This window comes from Aeromonas sp. R7-5, assembly GCF_040908015.1.
Lineage (GTDB): Bacteria > Pseudomonadota > Gammaproteobacteria > Enterobacterales > Aeromonadaceae > Aeromonas > Aeromonas caviae.
The window spans coordinates 43561-62134 of record NZ_JBFOCZ010000035.1 but is presented as its reverse complement, the minus strand read 5'-3'; the positions used below and the strand labels follow the sequence as shown (position 1 = coordinate 62134).

Annotated in this window: 15 protein-coding genes, 4 tRNA genes and 1 pseudogene; 15 read left to right on the top strand and 5 right to left on the bottom strand. The window is 62.0% G+C overall.

Annotated elements, in window-relative coordinates; all coding sequences use genetic code 11:
• Window positions 1-168: 168 nt before the first annotated feature.
• On the bottom strand, window positions 169-1815 hold the full coding sequence (locus tag AB5Y53_RS20160) for a diguanylate cyclase (protein ID WP_041211732.1): 1647 nt from the start codon (window positions 1813-1815) through the stop codon (window positions 169-171).
• Between the two features lie 95 nt (window positions 1816-1910).
• Window positions 1911-2783 carry a 4-hydroxy-tetrahydrodipicolinate synthase gene (dapA, locus tag AB5Y53_RS20155; RefSeq protein WP_368183042.1) on the bottom strand — a complete coding sequence of 291 codons (873 nt, stop codon included), beginning with the start codon at window positions 2781-2783 and terminating at the stop codon, window positions 1911-1913.
• A gap of 278 nt (window positions 2784-3061) precedes the next feature.
• Here dapA and rsmC point away from each other — a divergent pair, with 278 nt between their 5' ends.
• The 8 genes and pseudogenes from rsmC (at window position 3062) to AB5Y53_RS20115 (ending at window position 7911) form a co-directional block, all read left to right on the top strand.
• Window positions 3062-4090: a 16S rRNA (guanine(1207)-N(2))-methyltransferase RsmC gene (gene rsmC / locus AB5Y53_RS20150; protein WP_368183041.1), complete on the top strand. Its 1029-nt coding sequence runs from the start codon at window positions 3062-3064 to the stop codon at window positions 4088-4090.
• Window positions 4091-4236: 146 nt separating this feature from the next.
• Window positions 4237-5457 (top strand): annotated as a pseudogene (gene glgC / locus AB5Y53_RS20145) (glucose-1-phosphate adenylyltransferase); the annotation flags it as partial.
• Window positions 5447-6907 carry a glycogen synthase GlgA gene (glgA, locus tag AB5Y53_RS20140; protein WP_368183040.1) on the top strand — a complete coding sequence of 487 codons (1461 nt, stop codon included), beginning with the start codon at window positions 5447-5449 and terminating at the stop codon, window positions 6905-6907. The pseudogene glgC and the gene glgA, both read left to right, overlap by 11 nt.
• A gap of 116 nt (window positions 6908-7023) precedes the next feature.
• A tRNA-Leu gene (locus AB5Y53_RS20135) sits at window positions 7024-7109 on the top strand.
• 55 nt (window positions 7110-7164) lie between these two features.
• Window positions 7165-7250: transfer RNA gene (locus AB5Y53_RS20130), tRNA-Leu, on the top strand.
• 45 nt (window positions 7251-7295) lie between these two features.
• Window positions 7296-7381 (top strand) — tRNA-Leu (locus AB5Y53_RS20125).
• 71 nt (window positions 7382-7452) lie between these two features.
• Window positions 7453-7538 (top strand) — tRNA-Leu (locus AB5Y53_RS20120).
• 100 nt (window positions 7539-7638) lie between these two features.
• Window positions 7639-7911 carry a late competence development ComFB family protein gene (locus AB5Y53_RS20115; protein WP_029314828.1) on the top strand — a complete coding sequence of 91 codons (273 nt, stop codon included), beginning with the start codon at window positions 7639-7641 and terminating at the stop codon, window positions 7909-7911.
• Here the strand turns inward: AB5Y53_RS20115 and AB5Y53_RS20110 are convergent.
• On the bottom strand, window positions 7908-8117 hold the full coding sequence (locus AB5Y53_RS20110) for a hypothetical protein (RefSeq protein ID WP_043152850.1): 210 nt from the start codon (window positions 8115-8117) through the stop codon (window positions 7908-7910). The genes AB5Y53_RS20115 and AB5Y53_RS20110 overlap by 4 nt on opposite strands.
• 299 nt (window positions 8118-8416) lie before the next feature.
• On the opposite strand from AB5Y53_RS20110, the gene nhaC reads away from it, so the two are divergent.
• The 7 genes from nhaC to AB5Y53_RS20075 all read left to right on the top strand — a co-directional run bounded on the left by nhaC (window position 8417) and on the right by AB5Y53_RS20075 (window position 16531).
• Window positions 8417-9826: a Na+/H+ antiporter NhaC gene (gene nhaC / locus AB5Y53_RS20105; protein ID WP_045522095.1), complete on the top strand. Its 1410-nt coding sequence runs from the start codon at window positions 8417-8419 to the stop codon at window positions 9824-9826.
• Window positions 9827-9931: 105 nt separating this feature from the next.
• The gene (locus AB5Y53_RS20100; RefSeq protein ID WP_010675760.1) at window positions 9932-10855 is read left to right on the top strand and encodes a LysR family transcriptional regulator; all 924 of its coding nucleotides are present in this window, start codon (window positions 9932-9934) and stop codon (window positions 10853-10855) included.
• 196 nt (window positions 10856-11051) lie between these two features.
• Entirely contained in the window at window positions 11052-12197 is a 1146-nt protein-coding gene (locus tag AB5Y53_RS20095; RefSeq protein WP_319860121.1) for an ABC transporter substrate-binding protein, read from the top strand.
• A 72-nt stretch (window positions 12198-12269) separates the two neighbouring features.
• Complete coding sequence (locus tag AB5Y53_RS20090; protein ID WP_368183038.1) at window positions 12270-13283, top strand: ABC transporter ATP-binding protein; 1014 nt, start codon at window positions 12270-12272, stop codon at window positions 13281-13283.
• The gene (locus tag AB5Y53_RS20085; protein ID WP_336591397.1) at window positions 13280-14248 is read left to right on the top strand and encodes an ABC transporter permease; all 969 of its coding nucleotides are present in this window, start codon (window positions 13280-13282) and stop codon (window positions 14246-14248) included. The genes AB5Y53_RS20090 and AB5Y53_RS20085 overlap by 4 nt, the downstream gene beginning before the upstream one ends.
• A gap of 7 nt (window positions 14249-14255) precedes the next feature.
• A complete protein-coding gene (locus tag AB5Y53_RS20080; RefSeq protein ID WP_019840685.1) occupies window positions 14256-15071 on the top strand; it encodes an ABC transporter permease in 816 nt (271 codons plus the stop codon).
• Between the two features lie 29 nt (window positions 15072-15100).
• Window positions 15101-16531, top strand: a complete 1431-nt coding sequence (locus tag AB5Y53_RS20075; RefSeq protein ID WP_045522106.1) for a gamma-aminobutyraldehyde dehydrogenase — start codon at window positions 15101-15103, stop codon at window positions 16529-16531.
• Window positions 16532-16657: 126 nt separating this feature from the next.
• On the opposite strand, the gene cyoE is transcribed toward AB5Y53_RS20075, so the two are convergent.
• The gene (gene cyoE, locus AB5Y53_RS20070) at window positions 16658-17563 is read right to left on the bottom strand and encodes a heme o synthase (RefSeq protein ID WP_368183035.1); all 906 of its coding nucleotides are present in this window, start codon (window positions 17561-17563) and stop codon (window positions 16658-16660) included.
• Window positions 17560-18570: a heme A synthase gene (locus AB5Y53_RS20065; protein ID WP_368183033.1), complete on the bottom strand. Its 1011-nt coding sequence runs from the start codon at window positions 18568-18570 to the stop codon at window positions 17560-17562. Before AB5Y53_RS20065 ends, cyoE begins: the two co-directional genes overlap by 4 nt.
• Window positions 18571-18574 lie beyond the last annotated feature (4 nt).

Below are 18574 nucleotides of genomic sequence, written 5' to 3'. Positions count from 1 at the left end.
CTGTGAAAAATGGGCCCCCATTCTAGCCAGAGCGCGGGCGCATCGCCATGCGCCAGATGGCGAGAAACGCTTGCTACCTCATTTATACAGGGCGGCGTGGATCTGAAAGCCCACACGTATACAGATCAGCATGGATCTGATGCCGGGCAGGCAGCCCCCACGCAGGTGTCAGCGATAGGCCAGGGTACAGGCCCGCCCTTGGGATTTGGCGTGATAGAGTGCCTGATCCGCCTGCTCGGTCAGGGTTTGCCACTCCTTGTCCGATGACGGGACCAGATAGCTGAACCCGATGCTGACGGTGAGTGTCGCCGCCACCCGGGAGGCCGGATGGGGAATCTGCAAGGCGTCAAGGCCGTGGTGGATCTGCTCCGCCAGCCGCTCCGCCTCTCCCGGCTGCGGTGAACACAGCAGGATGACAAACTCCTCCCCCCCATAGCGGGCCACCAGGTTGGTGCGCCGCCGCTCGGTGTCCTGCAGCAGTGCCGCCACCCGCTGCAGGCACTGATCCCCCTTGCCGTGGCCGAAGTGATCGTTGTAGGACTTGAACTCGTCCACATCGATCATCAGCACCGCCAGCACGCCTTGATGGCGGCGAGCCCGCTCCCACTCCCGTTCCATGGTGATGTCCCATTGGCGGCGGTTGGCGATGCCAGTCAGGGGATCTTCCAGAGACAGCAGAGAGAGGCGCCGGTTGGCCTCCTCCAGCGCCCGGTTGGTATCGGCCAGTTGCCGGGTCCGCTCCTGCACCCTCAGCTCCAGCTCCCGATTGAAGCGCTCAAGCTTCTCCTGGGTGCGCTGGCGGATCAGCAACTGGGAGAGCACGGCGGCATACTGCTTGAAGATCTCGCTCTGATACGCCTTGAGGGGGCGCCGCCAGAGCAGGTTGTCGGCGGCGATCCAGCCGATGGGGGTACTCCCGTCCCAGAGCGACACCATGGCGTTCCAGCCGCGACCCACCTCCTGCTTCTCGTAATAGAGAGGCGTGTCCTCCAGCACCAGGACATAGTCCTTGCGACGCAGCGCCTCCTGCACCGTGGGGTGATCCGGAATGGGGCTGATGAAATGGCGCTCGTCGATGAGCTCACCCGCCTCGTTGGTACCCCAGGTACCGTGCATGGTCTTGAATTCACTGTCAGTCAGGAAAATGGCGATGCGATCGAACTGCAACTCCTGGCGGGCCAGTGCCACCGCGTCGTGCAGCAAACGATCCTCGCTCTCGCAGCGGGAGAGTTTGACCCCCACCTGATGCAGCGCCTGCAGCATGCTGAGGAAAGAGTCCTGCAGGGCCTGGCTGCGCACGAGGTCTGCCTGGGTGTGGAGCCGCTGATCCCGCTCCAGATCCACCTGTCCCGCGAGTCGCCGACTCTCGAGCTCGGCAGCGAGATAATGCATGAGCAGCTGGATGCTCTGCTGCTGGCGTCTTGGCAGGCGATCGAGACGACGGCGGGTTTCCAGATAGACCACGGCCTCCAGCCCCTTGTGACGCTTGAGGGGGAAGCTCGCGCGCAGGCGCGGGATCTCGGGTTCGACGCTCTCCCGCTCCCAGATGGCACGGGTCGGCGCGATGGGCTCCACCAGCAACTGGCCAAGCGCAAGGGAACGTTCGATGAAGAGGATGGGCAACTCGAGGGAAGAGAGGATGTCGGCGCTCAGGCAGAGCAGACCCTGTTCCGGGCGATAGTGATAGAGCTGGGGCGTCGGAGCACGCAGCCACAGATAGATCTGTTCAGCCTCTGTTTTTTCCCTGACCGCAGACAAGGTCACTTCACAGAGATGTTCAAAACTGGTGAAGTGCTCCGGATCCCATTCTTCCATGCCAAATCATCCTTGGTTGTATCCAAGCGAGTATATCGGCAAAGCCCGGCCATTAATTGACCGGGCAATCAAAAGCGAGATCCAGAGCCCAGTTTTTACAACAGATTCAATGCCTGCATGGCACTGCGGATGCGCTCGCGGGTGGCCTCGGAGAGCGGCATCACCGGCAGACGGCACTCTTCGCTGCACAGACCCAGCAGGGAGACCGCATACTTGGCCCCTGCGGGGCTCGGCTCGGCGAACATGGCCTGGTGCAGCGGAATGAGCTTGTCCTGCAATTCGCGGGCAGCTTGCCACTCACCGGCCAGCGCCAAGTTCTGCACCTCGGCCACCAGCTTGGGGGCCACGTTGGCCGTCACCGAGATGCAACCCTGGCCACCACCGATGTTGTAGGCCACGGCGGTGGCATCTTCACCGGAGAGCCAGGCAAACGGCTTCTTGATGAGCTGGCGTTCAACCCAGGGGCGGGCCAGATCACCGGTGGCATCCTTCACGCCGGCAATGCGCGGCAACTCGGCCAGACGGGCCAGGGTCGCCGGCTGCACGTCAACGATGGCGCGGGGCGGAATGTTGTAGACGATGATGGGTTTGGTGGTGGCGTCGTGCACCGCCTTGAAGTGGTGGTAGAGCCCTTCCTGATTGGGGCGGTTGTAGTAACCGGCCACATGCAGGGTGGCATCCGCCCCCATCTGCTCGGCATAGCGGGTGTATTCAATGGCTTCAACCGGGTTGTTGGAGCCTGCACCTGCGATCACGGGAATGCGCCTGGCCACCAGCTTGACCACCAGCTCCACCACGCGGCAATGCTCATCGTGGGTCAGGGTCGGGCTCTCCCCGGTCGTGCCGACCGGCACTATGCCATGGGTTCCCTGCTCTATGTGCCACTCCACCAGGCGAGCCAGTGCGGCCTCGTCCAGCTGGCCCTGTCGAAATGGGGTGATCAGGGCAACTATCGAACCTTGAAACATGGGATTTCCTTCTCCTAAACAGATGGATTGGTCAATAAAAAGCCCCGGTACGGGAGTCGCTACCGGGGCTTGAATCGTCTCAGGGATGAGAGGTTACGCGCGCACGCCAGCAGGCCCGATTGTCAGGCTGTGTTTATGCTTTCGTTTCGATACGCATGACCGCATTGCATCATCTCTGGGTAAATAAGGCGTCTGGGCATATTTCGGGAACACGGCATAAATGTCAAGGCGAAAGCGGCCATGTATAATGGCCGCCCAAAAATGCGTGGAGAGACCCAATGAGCCGTCCTGTCAGTGCCGTCAGTCAGATGCTGGAACGTAACCAAGCCCTCTTTGTCGGCAAGCGGCTGTTGGTGTGCGGTGCCCTGGAGGATGATTATCCTCGTCAACTGGCCGAGCTGGCACAAAGCCTGACCGTCTTCACCACGGATTACTGCTATTACCGCACCCAGCAGGCCGTTCTGGGAGACGCCATCCTGTTCGATCACCAGCTGGGTGGCGCCCCCCGATTCGATGCCCTGCTGCTGCTGATGCCCAAGGCCAAGGCCGAGGCGCAATACCTGCTGGCCATGATGACGCCGCTGCTCGAAAGCGGGGCCGACCTGTTCCTCGCCGGCGAGAACCGGGGCGGCATCAACGGGGCAGACAAGCTGCTGGCACCTTATGGCGAGAAACCGATCAAGCGCGACTCTGCGCGCCGCTGCTCTCTCTACCACGGCACGCTCGACAAACCGATCGTCCCCTTCGAGCTGGACGCCTGGTTCAGTCGCTATGAGTGCCAGGCGGGCGACACCACCCTGACTGTCATGGCCCTGCCCGGGGTCTTCAGTGCAGACGGCCTGGATCTCGGCACCCAGATGCTGCTGGCGAGCCTCCCCCCCGTGACGGGCAAGCTACTCGACTTTGGCTGCGGCGCCGGCGTCATCGGTTCCGTGCTGGCCAAGCGCAACCCGGCCCTGGCCGTCACCATGGTGGATATCAATGCCCTGGCACTGGAGTCCAGCCGCCGAACCCTGGCGGTCAACGGTCTGAGGGGACGTGTTCATGCCTCCGATGTCTATTCCGACATTGCCGAAACATTCCAACAGATTATCTCGAATCCCCCCTTCCATGCCGGGCTCAAGACCTTCTACGCCGCCACCGAAACCTTCCTGGCAAAGGCACCTGAGTACCTGACTGCAAATGGCGCCCTGACCATAGTCGCCAATGCCTTCCTGCGATACCAGCCTATACTGGATGCGCACTTCAAACAGACCGAGGTGATCGCGGGCGATGCCAAATTCAAGGTGTATCTGAGCAAAGCTTAAAGAAGTGCAACGGTTGTAATAAAACAAGTAGAGAGTGCCAGACGGGATCTGCTAAGGTACCAAGAAAACGTTTACCACCCCTTTAGGGGTGTTTTTTCGCAGCAACATGAAAACCTTTTCAACATCATGATCTCAGGGAGAGAACGACGATGGCAGGCATACTCACCATGATACTGGCAGGCGGTGAAGGTACCCGACTGCAACCGCTGACCACCACCCGCAGCAAACCCTCCGTACCCTTTGGCGGCAGTTACCGGTTGATCGACTTCGTGCTCAACAACTTCGTCAACGCCGACTTCCTGCGCATCTATGTACTCACCCAGTTCAAGTCCCAGTCCCTTTATCTGCACATGAAGAAGGGCTGGAACATCGTCGGCATCACGGATCGCTTCATCGACCCCATTCCGGCCCAGATGCGAATGGGCAAACGCTGGTATGACGGCACCGCAGACGCCATTTACCAGAACCTGCGCTTCATCGAGATCTCCGACCCCGAGCACGTCTGCATCTTCGGCTCCGATCACATCTACAAGATGGACGTGAGCCAGATGGTGAGCTTCCACAAGCAGAAAGCGGCCGCCCTGACCGTCGCGGCACTGCGCATGCCCATCGAGGAAGCAAGCGCCTTCGGGGTGATCGAGGTGGATCAGGAAGGGCGCATGATTGGCTTTGAAGAAAAGCCCCGTCACCCGAAACACATCCCCGGCGACCCCACACAGGCCCTGGTCTCCATGGGCAACTACATCTTCGAGACCGAGGCCCTCTATCGGGAGCTCAAGCGGGATGCCGCCGAGGAGAACTCCAGTCACGATTTCGGCAAGGACATCATTCCCAGCCTGTTCCCCCGTGCCCCCGTCTATGTCTACGACTACAGCACCAACGTGATCCCGGGCGAGAAGCCCAACGTCTACTGGCGCGATGTGGGGACGCTCGACTCTTACTGGCAGGCACACATGGACCTGGTGGCCGACGATGCCCCCTTCTCTCTCTACAATCGCAAGTGGCCGCTGCACACTCATTACCCGCCCCTGCCCCCCGCCACCTTCATCGATACCGACGACTGCAAGGTCAAGATCGCCAACTCCCTGATCTCCGGTGGCTGCTTCATTCAGGGCAGCCAGATCCAGCGATCCATACTGGGATTTCGCTGCAACATAGGCCCCTGCAGCCACATCAGTGAATCCGTGCTGCTGGGGGATGTGAAAATCGGCGAAGGTTGCTCCATTCGCCGCGCCATCATCGACAAAAACGTTGAAATTGCACCCGGCACCGTGATCGGTGAGAATCTGGACCATGACAGAGAGCGGTTTACCGTATCCGAAGGCGGTATCGTCGTGGTACCTAAGGGAGCAAGAGTTGGCTATTAACCCACTGAAAATCCTGTTTGTAGCCTCGGAGGTTGAGGGGCTGGTGAAGACCGGGGGCCTGGCAGATGTGGCCAAGGCCCTGCCGCAGCATCTCGCCCGTCAGGGGCACGATGTGCGCATCATTATGCCCTTCTACAAGACCATCAAGCGCCGGGACGAGGCCACCCTCCTCGCCTCGCGCTGGCTCCCCACCCCCCAGGATCGCAGTGATATCAGCTATCGCATCCATCAGCTGGAACTGGACGGGATCTGCGTCTATCTGCTCGATTGCCCGCACTATTTCGACCGCCCCCAGCTCTATGCCGAGAACAACCAGGCCTATCCCGACAACGGTGAACGCTTTGCCTTTCTGGCCGCGGCGGCCCTGCATGCGTGCGAACAGCTGGGTTTCGCTCCCGACATCGCCCACTGCAACGACTGGCACACCGGTCTGCTGCCGCTGCTGCTGAAAACCCGTCATGCCCACAACCCCTTCTTCCAGCGCACCCGGTCGGTCATCAGCATTCACAACGCGGCCTTTCAGGGCGTGTTCGATCGCCAGCAGTTCTGGGCCGTGCCGGAAATCCACGACTACGAGCAGCGCATCAACTACGACTATGGTCACATCAATCTGCTCAAGTGCGGTGTGCTCTACGCAGACAAGATCAATGCGGTCAGCCCCAACTACGCCAGCGAGCTGCTGACACACCTGGGCGCTCACGGCATGGCCAGCGTATTCCAGCAGCGGGCAGCTGACCTGCGTGGCATCCTCAACGGCTGTGACTATCAGGACTGGGATCCCGCCTTCGATCCTCTGTTGCCCGCCACCTATGATGCCGACAACCTGGATGGCAAACACACCTGCAAGCGCATCCTGCAGCAGGAGACGGGGCTCCCCGTCGGCAACCTCCCCATCTATGGCATGGTGTGTCGACTGACCGAGCAGAAAGGAGTACACCTGCTCATCCCGGCGCTGGACAAGTTCTTGCAGCATCAGGTCCAGGTGGTAATTGTGGGCTCCGGTGATCCCTCTCTCGCCGCCCAGTTGCAATGCATTGCCCAGCAGCATCCCGACAAGTTTGCCTTCATCAATGCCTATGACGACCGTCTGGCCCACCTAGTGGAGGCTGGCGCCGACTTCTTCCTGATGCCTTCTCTGTTCGAGCCATGCGGGCTCAACCAGATGTACAGTCTGGCCTATGGCACCCTGCCCCTGGTGCGGGCCGTCGGCGGATTGAAAGATACCGTCGTGGACTGGGATGCTGACCCGGCGAATGCGACCGGTTTCTGCTTCAACGATCCCACTGCCAGCACCTTGCTCGATGCCATGCGCCGCAGCCTGCTCCATTATCTGCAGGAGCCGGCACGTTTTGCCCGTGTGCAGCGCCACGCCATGAACACCCGCTTCGACTGGGCAGACTCCGTCATCCTGTACGAACAGATGTATCAGGATGCGCTGGCCACCGTCTGACGCCGATTGCTGAAGTTTTGTGCCCTTGGCACGCCTTTATCCGTCAACAGCGAAAAAAGTCCCCTTTGGCTGTTGACGCCCCCCCAAAACTCTATAGAATCCCCCACCGCAGTGATGCGAAGGTGGCGGAATTGGTAGACGCGCTAGCTTCAGGTGTTAGTGTCCCACGGATGTGAGGGTTCGAGTCCCTCTCTTCGCACCATACTGCAACATGCTCTTATCAGACGGCATGTAAATTCAGACTGATAACCCGATGTGCGAAGGTGGCGGAATTGGTAGACGCGCTAGCTTCAGGTGTTAGTGCCCCCCGGGTGTGAGGGTTCGAGTCCCTCTCTTCGCACCATGCTTTTATCAGACAGCATGTAAATCCAGACTGATAACCCGATGTGCGAAGGTGGCGGAATTGGTAGACGCGCTAGCTTCAGGTGTTAGTGCCCCCCGGGTGTGAGGGTTCGAGTCCCTCTCTTCGCACCATGCTTCTGGCATGTAAAACACAGAAAATGCGCTCCAACCGCATTTAAAAACCAGCTGGAGAAAATCAGTGTGCGAAGGTGGCGGAATTGGTAGACGCGCTAGCTTCAGGTGTTAGTGTCCCACGGATGTGAGGGTTCGAGTCCCTCTCTTCGCACCATCATTCTGCAAAGGCCCGTTACGAGAGTAACGGGCCTTTTGTGTTTTCATGCCCCATGGCTATGCTGTTGAAGATGCTACGCCACCACGGGGGTTTTCCCATGATCCTGGATACCGATATTCACAACTTCTATGAGCATCTGGTGCTCAAGGAGATAGAAAAACAGGGGTTGGCTCGAACATTGACCCCCTATCAGCTGGCAGACCTCTGCTGCCTGACACTCAACCAGCTTCCTTCCCACTATATCCGCCACGATGTCGACATGATCTACTTCACGACAGACGCCGAACGCAGCGAGATGGAGAAGAAGGTCATCGCCTCCCTGCGCCAGGCCTACGACAAGATCCAGGCCGTCCCCACTCGCCAGGCTTAATGCCAACCCTGCTGCCAGAGCAGAGTGACGACCCCTGTCATTCCCGCAACCGGCAGCAGGATCAACACCGGTCTCAGCCTGGGTTCCAGCATGACCCAGGCAGCCAGCAAGAACCCCAGGCTCCAGAACCCGTATTCCTTCTCCTGACCCCAGACCAGCACCGCCAGAAGGGCGGCCAAGATCAGAGCGCGTGCTATCCAGTTCATTGGCATTGGTCCGAAAAAGATTAATGATAACCATTATCATCTTTGGTGTTGTCATCTGCAATCGAACTTGCCTATGGATCTCCGGCTATCAAACGGTGTCGATTGAACAGTGAAAAATGCCGTTCAGATCAACTATTTTGTGGGATTTTAAAATTTTAAAGCTGTTTTGCTGAATGAGCGGGGATTTTACACCTCCGCTTTATGGTAGATTGCGCCCTCTTTTGGTAAGCCTCTCGGGATCGACGCATCCGCAGGACGAGAGGGGCTGACCTTGGCGAGCAAGAGTTTAGGGAGCGTCTATGCAAAACCAACAACACCACATCCGATTGCCGGGCATGTCGCAAGTATTTGCCTGCCTGGCCATTTTCCTGGCCCTGGCCTTCTCCTTCACCAGCGTGCTGGATCTGCCAATCCAGCTGGCACTGTTCATCGCCTGGTTCGTCATCATGGGACTCGGCATCAAGCTCGGCCATGATTACAAATCCCTGGAACAGGCGGCAGTCGACGGCGTCGCCAAGGGGATGGGGGCCATCCTGATACTGATCTCCGTCGGTGCCCTGGTGGGCACCTGGATTGCCGGCGGCATCGTCCCCAGCATCATCTACTTCGGCCTCAAGGTGATACACCCCTCCATCTTCCTGCTGGCGACCCTGATCATCTGCTCTCTCACCTCGCTGGCCACCGGCACCTCATGGGGCTCGGCGGCCACCGCCGGCATCGCCATGATGGGTATAGGCCACAGCCTGGGGGTACCCGCGCCGCTGGTAGCCGGTGCCGTGCTCTCCGGCGTCTACTTCGGTGACAAGCTCTCCCCGCTCTCCGACTCCGTGGTGCTGGCCTCGACCATGTCCAACGTCGACGTGATGGAACACATCAAGGGGATGCTGCCCATCAGCCTGTTCTCCTACGTCATCACCGCCGCCCTGTTCACCGTGGTCGGCATGCAGTACTCCGGCAACGTCAGCCTGGAGCAGGTCAATCTGGTGATGGACGCCCTCGACAAGCAGTTCAACATCACCCCCATGGCCATAGTGCCCGTGGTGCTGGTGCTGGGCCTGTTGGCCAACCGCAAGCCCGCCTTCCCGGTGATCAGCTTCGGCGCCTTGCTGGGTCTTGTCTGGGCCATCGTCTTCCAGGACATGGATCCGGTGAAGGCGATGCACTCCGCCTACAGCCCGTTTGCCATCACCTCAGGCGTCGATTTCATCGACAACATCCTGGGCCGTGGCGGCATGGAGTCCATGCTGGGCTCAGTGGCCGTCATCATCTTCGGCTTGGGCTTCGGCGGTCTGCTGGAGAAGGTCGGCATCCTCTCCGTCATCGCCAGCGCCTTCGAGAAGCGCATCAACAGCGCCGGCAGCCTGACCAGCCACACCATCGGCACCGCCTTCCTGGCCAACGTGTTCGGTTCCGCCATGTATGTATCGCTGATCCTGACCCCCAAGATCATGGCCAAGAACTACGACCGGCTGGGGCTTGCGCGCAAGAACCTCTCTCGCAACGCCGAGTTTGGCGGCACCCTCACCTGCGGCATGGTGCCCTGGAGCGACAACGGCATCTTCATGGCCGGGGTCCTCGGGGTAGCGACCCTCGACTACCTGCCCTACATGTGGCTCAGCTTCACCTGCATCATTGTGACCATCACCCTCGCCTATCTGGGCAAGGGAGTGAACCGTGTACCGGTCACAGAGGCGGTGACAGCCCGCTAATTTCCGTAAAAACAACGACAAAGGCGCCATCACGGCGCCTTTTGTCTGGGTATGATTCGAGGTTAAGCTGGCACTCACCTTGATCGCACGTGGCAGGACGCCCAGATGAACTTCACCTTTCGCCAGATCCGCTATTTCGTGGCGGTGGCCGACAGCTTCTCGGTGAGCCGCGCAGCCGCCGAGCTGCACATCTCCCAGTCGGCGGTCACCAGCGCCATCCGCGAGCTGGAGACCGAGCTCGGCGCCGCCCTGTTCGAGCGCAATCCGCGCGGGGTCAGCCTCACCACCCAGGGCCACCAGTTTCTGCTGCACGCCCGTCGCATCCTAAGCGCCATGACCGAAGCCAGCCAGTCCCTCAAGGCGGTAGCCCAGCAGGATCAGGGGCGGCTTACCATAGGCGTAACCACCCTGGTTGCTGGCTACTACCTGTCGGAGGCCCTCGGCCGCTTTCGCCGCGCCTTCCCGGCGGTACAGATCGAGGTGAAGGAGGATGAGCAGCCCTATCTCGAACACCAGATCGTCAACGGCGAGGTGGATGTGGGGATCCTGATGACCAACCGCACCATCCGCCAGGAGGCGTTCGATACCGAGCTGCTGACCCGCTCGCCGCTGCGGGTCTGGCTCGCCGCCAACCACCCCCTCTGCGCCGAGTCGACCCTCTCCCTCAAGGCGCTCGGCGAGGAGCCCATGATCTCGCTGACCGCCGACCAGCTGGACCAGATCATCGGCGGCGGCCTGCGCCGCTACGGTATCGCGCCGCGCATCGTGCTGCGTACCGCCTCGGTGGAAGCGGTGCGCAGCCTGGTGGCGAGCCAGCTCGGGCTCGCCCTGCTGCCGGACTTTGCCTACCGTCCCTGGTCCCTGGAGCAGGAGCGGGTCGAGGCCCGCGCCATCAAGGAGCCCATCCCCGCCATCGACATCGGTCTGGTGTGGCGGCGCGGCTCGCGCCTTGACTGGGCCGCACGCGAGTTCATCGACATCGCCAGAGACCAGAGCCGGCTACGGGCCCGCCAGCACCTCCCCCGCTAGGACTGAGCCTGAACAGCCGTGACTCCGGCAAAAAAATCAGATTCATATGCACTCGATATCGATTTTACAGATACAAAAGCCGTTAAAAATTGAAATTCTCATTGCTCCCGGCTTCTCCTACGCTCATGGCTGGTTAACAGGATGTTAATTGTCCGCGTGGCACCACAACCGTGCCCGCCCATGCAAGGAGAGCAAGATGAAACTGACCCCCCTCACCCTGGCCCTGATCCCCGCCCTGCTGGCAGGCCAGGTCCAGGCTGCCCCCACCACCCTCGGCAAGGGTGAAGGCCAGCTCAACATCGTGGCCTGGGCCGGCTACGTGGAACGCGGCGAGACCGACAAGAACTACGACTGGGTCACCGGCTTCGAAAAAGAGACCGGCTGCAAGGTCAACGTCAAGACGGCCGCCACCTCGGACGAGATGGTGGCGCTGATGAACGAGGGGGGCTTCGATCTGGTGACCGCCTCCGGCGACGCCAGCCTGCGTCTGATTGCCGGTGGCAAGGTGCAGGCACTCAACCTGGCGCTCATCCCGAGCTACGGCAAGATAGACCCCCGCCTGCAGAATGCCCCCTGGCACACGGTAGACGGCAAGCACTACGGCGTGCCCTACCAGTGGGGCGGCAACATCTTGATGTACAACACCAAGGTGTTCCCCAAGGCGCCCGACTCCTGGAGCGTGGTGTTCGAGGAACAGACCCTGCCGGACGGCAAGTCCAACAAGGGTCGGGTGCAGGCGTTCGACGGCCCCATTCACATCGCCGATGCCGCCCTCTATCTGATGAGCCACCAGCCCGCGCTCGGCATCAAGGATCCCTATGAGCTGAACGAGGATCAGTACAAGGCCGCCCTCGACCTCCTGCGCCAGCAGCGCAAGCTGGTGGGACGCTACTGGCACGATGCCTTCGTCCAGATCGACGACTTCAAGAACGAGGGGGTGGTGGCCTCCGGCTCCTGGCCGTTCCAGGCCAATACCCTGATCGCCGACAAGCAGCCTATCGCCACGACGGTGCCCAAGGAGGGCGTCACCGGCTGGGCCGATACCAGCATGGTGCACAGCGAGGCGAAGAACCTCACCTGTGCCTACAAATGGCTGGAGCACTCCCTCAACAACAAGTTGCAGGGGGATCTCGCCTCCTGGTTCGGCTCCGTGCCCGTGGTGCCGGCCGCCTGCGAGGGCAATGCCCTGCTCGGGAAAGAGGGGTGCAAGACCAACGGCATCGACAACTTCGATCGGGTTCACTTCTGGCGTACCCCTGTCTCCCAGTGCAAGAGCCAGGGAACCTGCGTGCCCTACTACCGCTGGGTCTCGGACTATATCGCCATCCTGGGTGGCCGCTGAGGTGCCTCAGTAAATGCCGATATGGGGCCGGACAGGAGTCCGGCCCGCTTCCCACACAGACAAGGACGTCCCATGAATGCCGTACAATTTGACCGGGTCAGCCGCCACTATGGCGAGGTGAAGGCGGTCGACGACATCTCCTTCCAGATCCCGGCCGGCGAGTTTTTCACCCTGCTGGGGCCGAGCGGTTCCGGCAAGACTACCTGCCTGCGGATGATCGCGGGCTTCGAATACCCGAGCAAGGGGGAGATCCGGCTGTTCGGCGAGCCCTGCTCCACCGTGCCCCCCTACGATCGCAACCTCAATACCGTGTTTCAGGACTACGCCCTGTTTCCCAACATGGATGTGCGCGACAACATCGGCTACGGCCTGATGCTCAAGGGCGTCGCCAAGGCGGAGCGTTACCGCAAGGTGGACGAGATGCTGGAACTGGTGCGCCTGCCCGGCGTCGGCAACCGCAAGCCGGGCCAGCTCTCCGGCGGCCAGCGCCAGCGCATCGCCATCGCCCGAGCGCTGATCAACCAGCCGCGCATCCTGCTGCTGGACGAACCGCTCGGGGCGCTCGACCTCAAGCTGCGCGAGCAGATGCAGCTCGAACTGAAAGCCTTGCAGCGCCAGCTCGGCATCACCTTCATCTTCGTCACCCACGACCAGCAGGAGGCGCTCTCCATGAGCGACCGCATCTGCATCTTCAATCAGGGCAAGATCGAGCAGATAGCCGCGCCGGATACCATCTACGACGCCCCCGCCACCCCTTTCGTCGCCCGCTTCGTCGGCACAGTCAACCTGTTCGAGGGGGAGCAGGCCCGCCGTCTGTGCGGCGATGCTCACCAGATGATGGTGCGCCCGGAGCGGATCCGGCTCACCGAGGCCGGCACACCGGGCTGGTCCGGGGAAGTGCGCGAAGTGGAGTACCTCGGCCCCTTCGTGCGCTACCGGGTCGATCTCGGCGAGCAGCTCGAGCTTATCGTCAACCACCCCAACGAGGGCCAGGCCCGCCTGCCCCGTGGCGCCCGGGTCAGCCTCAGCTGGCCGGAGCAGGCGATCCATCGCCTGCACACCGCCCCTCAGGGAGCTCAACCATGAGTGCCCCCCACAGTGCGAGCCTTGCCATGAGCCAACCCACCGCCCCCCTCTCCTATCGGCCGCTGCGGCGCCTCTCCACCCTGCTCTACGGGCGGCCAGGCCTGCTGCTTGCCATCCTGCTGGGGCCACCGCTGCTCTGGCTCGGCATCATCTATGTCGGCTCCCTGCTGATGCTGCTCTCCAACGCCTTCTTCGGACTGGACGAGTTCAGCGGCCAGATCCGCCACGACCTGGGGCTGCAGAACTTCGTCGCCCTGCTGCGGGCTGAGAACCTGGACGTGATCCTGCGCACCGTCGGCATGTCGCTGCTGGTGACCCTGGCCTGCGCCCTGCTCGGTTTTCCGGTGGCCTACTACATGGCGCGCTACACCAGTGGCAAGACCCGGGCGCTGTTCTATGTGGGGATCATGCTGCCGCTCTGGTCCAGCTATCTGGTGCGGGTCTACGCCTGGAAGCTGATCCTGGCCAAGGAGGGGGTCATCAGCTGGCTGGCAGACACTCTGGGACTGGACTGGCTGCTGGACGCCATCCTCTCGCTGCCGGTGATCGGGGGGCCGTCGCTGTCGTTCTCGCGCATCGGCACCTTCATCGTGTTCGTCTACGTCTGGCTGCCCTTCATGATCCTGCCTATCCAGGCGGCGGTGGAGCGGATCCCGCGCTCCTTGCTGGAGGCGAGCGGCGATCTCGGCGCCACCCCGGCCCAGACCTTTCGCACCCTGATCCTGCCGCTGGCCCTGCCCGGCGTGGTGGCGGGCTCCATCTTCACCTTCTCCCTGACGCTGGGGGACTACATCATCCCCGGCATCATAGGCAACTCCACCATGTACATAGGTCAGGTGGTCTACATGCAGCAGGGCACGGCGGGCAACCTGCCCTTCGCTGCCGCCTTCTCGCTGGTGCCGATCCTCATCATCGCCATCTACCTGACCATCGCGAAACGCCTGGGGGCCTTCGATGCACTCTAATCAGCCCATGAAACGGGATCATGGCAGCCAGCCTTCCGGCCTGCTCAAGTACGCGGCCATCGGCGGCCTCTTGTTCCTGCACTTCCCGATCCTGTTCATCTTCCTCTACGCCTTCACCAGCGAGAGCAAGAGCTATCAGTTCCCACCGCCCGGGCTCACCCTCAAGTGGTTCGAGGTGACCCTCAACCGCCCTGACGTATGGCGCGCCATCCAGCTATCGCTGGAGGTAGCGGGGCTGGCGACGCTGGCCGCCATGGTGCTCGGCACCCTGGCGGCGGGGGCCATCGCCCGCAGCCGCTTCTTCGGCCAGGAGGTGGTATCGCTGTTGCTGGTACTGCCCATCGCCCTGCCCGGCATCGTCACCGGCATCGCGCTGCGCTCCGCCTACGGGGTGATGGAGATCCCTTTCAGCTTCTGGACCATCGTCATCGGTCACGCCACCTTCTGCGTGGTGGTGGTCTACAACAATGCCCTGGCGCGCTTTCGCCGCACCAACCAGAGCCTCATCGAGGCGTCGATGGATCTCGGTGCCGACGGCTTCCAGACCCTGCGCTACGTGATCCTGCCCAACCTCGCCACGGCACTGCTGGCGGGGGGCATGCTGGCGTTTGCCCTGAGCTTTGACGAGGTGATCGTCACCACCTTCACCGCTGGCCAGCAGACCACGCTGCCGATATGGATGTATCAGGAGCTGATCCGGCCACGGGACAGGCCGGTCACTAACGTGGTGGCGCTCATCATAGTGGCCTTCACCACCATTCCCATTCTGCTTGCCTACTATCTCACCCGCGACGGCCAGGACGTTGCCGGCAGTGGCAAATAACGACTCAACGCGTGCGCAAGGATGCAACCATGAAACTCTCTACCCAACTTTTGATAGACGGTCAGTTCGTCACCGGTGACGGCCAGGCCGAGCCCATCCTCAACCCGGCCACCGGGGAGCTCATAGCCTCCGTGCCAGAAGCCTCGTTCGAGCAGGTGAACCGGGCGGTGAACGGCGCCCAGCGCGCCTTCGCCCAGTGGAGCCGCACCACCCCGGCGAGCCGCAGTACCCTGCTGCTGCGCCTGGCCGATGCCATCGAGCGCCACGCCGAGGAGTTTGCGGCCCTCGAATCCCTCAACTGCGGCAAGCCCTATCTGGCGGTGCTCAATGACGAGCTGCCGGCGGTAGTGGACTGCTTCCGCTTCTTCGCCGGCGCCGCCCGCTGCCTGCAGGGGCCACTGGCGGGGGAGTACATCGAGGGGCACACCAGCATGATCCGCCGCGACCCCATCGGGGTGGTGGGCAGTATCGCCCCCTGGAACTATCCGTTGATGATGGCGGCTTGGAAGATGGCCCCGGTGCTCGCCGCCGGCAATACGGTGGTGCTCAAGCCCTCCGAACAGACCCCGCTCACCGCCCTGCGCCTGGCGGAGCTCGCCAGCGAGCTCTTCCCCCGCGGCGTCATCAACATCGTCTGCGGCCGGGGCGAGAGCGTGGGGGCACCGCTGGTGGAGCACCCGCTGGTGCGCATGGTGTCGCTCACCGGTGACATCGCCACCGGCCAGAAGATCCTGCAGAGCGCCGCCCGCACCATGAAGCGCACCCATCTGGAGCTTGGCGGCAAGGCGCCGGTCATCATCTTTGACGATGCAGACTTGGAGGCCGTGGTGGCCGGCATTCGCACCTTCGGCTTCTACAACGCCGGCCAGGATTGCACCGCGGCCTGCCGCATCTATGCCCAGGGCAAGATCTACGACAAATTCGTCGCCGCCATGACCGAGGCGGTGGCCTCCATCAAGGTGGGCGGTCCGCGCGAGGAGGGGGTGGAGATGGGGCCGCTCATCTCGGATCGGCAGCGCAACCGGGTGGCCAGCTTCGTGGAGCGGGCCCAGAGCAGCGGCCACGTGGAGGTGACGGCGGGGGGCAAGATCCGCCCAGGCAACGGCTTCTTCTTCGAGCCGACCCTGATCGCCCATGCCCGCCAGGAGGATGAAATCGTGCGCCGCGAGGTGTTCGGCCCGGTGGTGTCGGTGACCCGCTTCAGCGACGCCGAGCAGGTGGTGCAGTGGGCCAACGACTCGGACTACGGCCTCGCCAGCTCGGTCTGGACCAAGGATCTGAGCCTTGCCAGCAAGGTGGCCAGCCACCTGCAGTACGGCTGCACCTGGATCAACACCCACTTCATGCTCACCTCCGAGATGCCCCACGGCGGCATGAAGATGTCCGGCTACGGCAAGGATCTCTCCCTCTACGCGCTGGAGGACTACACGGTACCGCGCCATATCATGGTCAAGCTCTAGGCTCCACTCCGTCCCCCTGAAAACAAGATGGCCCCAAGGGGCCATCTTGTTTTGCATCAGGTCTGTGCATCCCTGCTGTGCACCGACGCAGCGTCACCATTCACCCGACCTCGACCCGCATCAACGTCATGACAACCGCCACAGCCAGTGGTGATCCAGAATAAGCAGACCAAACAGCAGCATCAGGTGATAGATGGAGAAACGGAAGATGCGCATCGCCTGGCCGGGCCGATCCCCGTACTTCAACAGCCAACCATGCCAGCAGAATCCGAGGTTCAACCCAAGGCTGCCGACCAGGTAGACAAGCCCCGACATGCCGATCAGATAGGGCAGCAGACAGACGAGCGTCAGGATCAGCAGATAGAGCAGGATGGCGGTCTTGGTGAAATCGGTGCCGTGGGTGACCGGCAGCATGGGAATGTCGGCACCGGCATAGTCATCACGCCGGTGGATGGCCAAAGACCAGAAATGGGGCGGCGTCCAGGTAAAAATGATCATCACCAGCAGCCAGGGCTCGGCCGAAAGCTGCCCCGTGATGCTGGTCCAACCCAAGAGCGGTGGCATGGCTCCCGCCAATCCGCCGATGACGATATTCTGCGGCGTGGCCCGCTTCAGCAGCAGGGTATAGACGACCGCATAGCCGAACAGGCTGGCCAGGGTTAGCCAGGCAGTCAGGGGATTTACGCCCCAATGGAGCAGAACAAAACCCGACAGTGCCAGACAGATCGCGAAACTCATCGCCTGCCCCGGCGTGATCCGTCCCATGGCGACCGGGCGCCAGCGCGTTCTGCGCATCCGGGCATCAATGCCGTACTCCAGAGAATGGTTCATGGCCGCCGCCCCGGCAGCGAGCAGTCCAATCCCCGCCAGGCCCAGTATCATCTCGTCCAGAGAGGCGCGTGTCGGCTCGGCCAGCAGCATGCCCACCCAGGCGGTCAGGAGCAGCAGGGCGACCACCTTTGGTTTGGTCAACTGACAATAATCGTGCACCCGGCGGAGGGCGAAGCGCTGTACCCGCCCTCTCCCATTCATGTCCGGCTCCTGACCATCCCAGGGGGTCGCAAGGGGTCGTGATGAGGCAAAGAGAGGCTCACGCGCGCCAGCACACAACAGGCCAGCAGGTGGGCGGCCACCAGATTGTGTGCAAGGGCGTTGGCCAGCGGCAGGGCCAGATGGACGTTCGCCAATCCCAAGGCAATCTGCACGGTCAGCAGACCCAGCAACAACCAGCCAAACCCTCTCAGGGGCGTCCGCTGGCAGAGCAGCGCGAGGGCGAAAGCCCCCACCAGCAAGGCCGTAGTCAGCGCTCCCAGGCGATGGGCGATGTGAATGGTCTGGCGCGCCTCCTTGCCCAGCACGCCGAACTCATAGCTGGCGTGCCCCAGAGGGAGATGAAAGGCTTGCGCCCAATTCAGCTCTGCCTGCCAGTTGCCCTGGCACAAGGGAAACTCCACACACGCCATGGCCGCATAGTTCGCCGACGTCCAGCCCCCCAGCGCGATCTGCAGCAGCAACACGCCACAGGCCATGCTGCCAAGCCAGTAAACGCCCTGGTGTACGGGCGGGGGTGAAGGGCAACCTGCCAATTCGGCCCGATAGAGCCAAAGCAAGGTCAGGATGGCGAAGCCGCCCAGCAGATGAGTGGTCACCACCAGGGGATGCAGGGCCAGGGTCACCGTCCACATACCCAGTGCCGCCTGACCCGCAACCAGCACCAGCAAGATGAGCGAGAGGTGGCGCAGTCGGCCGCCTGTACGCCAGCCCAAGCCGGACAGGAGCACAATCACGCCTCCCAGCCCCCCGGCGAAGTAGCGATGCACCATCTCGCTGCGCGCCTTGTGAGGAACAAGCGGGCTGGCCGGATAGCGCTGTGCCGCCAGTTCCGCATGCTCGGCGCGGGGAATGGCCAGAGAACCATAGCAACCTGGCCAATCGGGGCAGGCCAGCCCGGCATCCGTCAACCGGGTATAAGCACCGAGCGCGATGACAAGAACTGCCAGCGCAATGGCCACGGAGGCCAGCCTCTTGTGCATCTTCATATGC

Coding starts and splice junctions, on each gene's coding strand:
- AB5Y53_RS20160 (WP_041211732.1), bottom strand. CDS start 1,815: ATGGAAGAATGGGATCCGGAGCACTTCACCAGTTTTGAACATCTCTGT.
- dapA (WP_368183042.1), bottom strand. CDS start 2,783: ATGTTTCAAGGTTCGATAGTTGCCCTGATCACCCCATTTCGACAGGGC.
- rsmC (WP_368183041.1), top strand. CDS start 3,062: ATGAGCCGTCCTGTCAGTGCCGTCAGTCAGATGCTGGAACGTAACCAA.
- AB5Y53_RS20115 (WP_029314828.1), top strand. CDS start 7,639: ATGATCCTGGATACCGATATTCACAACTTCTATGAGCATCTGGTGCTC.
- AB5Y53_RS20110 (WP_043152850.1), bottom strand. CDS start 8,117: ATGAACTGGATAGCACGCGCTCTGATCTTGGCCGCCCTTCTGGCGGTG.
- nhaC (WP_045522095.1), top strand. CDS start 8,417: ATGCAAAACCAACAACACCACATCCGATTGCCGGGCATGTCGCAAGTA.
- AB5Y53_RS20100 (WP_010675760.1), top strand. CDS start 9,932: ATGAACTTCACCTTTCGCCAGATCCGCTATTTCGTGGCGGTGGCCGAC.
- AB5Y53_RS20095 (WP_319860121.1), top strand. CDS start 11,052: ATGAAACTGACCCCCCTCACCCTGGCCCTGATCCCCGCCCTGCTGGCA.
- AB5Y53_RS20090 (WP_368183038.1), top strand. CDS start 12,270: ATGAATGCCGTACAATTTGACCGGGTCAGCCGCCACTATGGCGAGGTG.
- AB5Y53_RS20085 (WP_336591397.1), top strand. CDS start 13,280: ATGAGTGCCCCCCACAGTGCGAGCCTTGCCATGAGCCAACCCACCGCC.
- AB5Y53_RS20080 (WP_019840685.1), top strand. CDS start 14,256: ATGAAACGGGATCATGGCAGCCAGCCTTCCGGCCTGCTCAAGTACGCG.
- AB5Y53_RS20075 (WP_045522106.1), top strand. CDS start 15,101: ATGAAACTCTCTACCCAACTTTTGATAGACGGTCAGTTCGTCACCGGT.
- cyoE (WP_368183035.1), bottom strand. CDS start 17,563: ATGAATGGGAGAGGGCGGGTACAGCGCTTCGCCCTCCGCCGGGTGCAC.
- AB5Y53_RS20065 (WP_368183033.1), bottom strand. CDS start 18,570: ATGAAGATGCACAAGAGGCTGGCCTCCGTGGCCATTGCGCTGGCAGTT.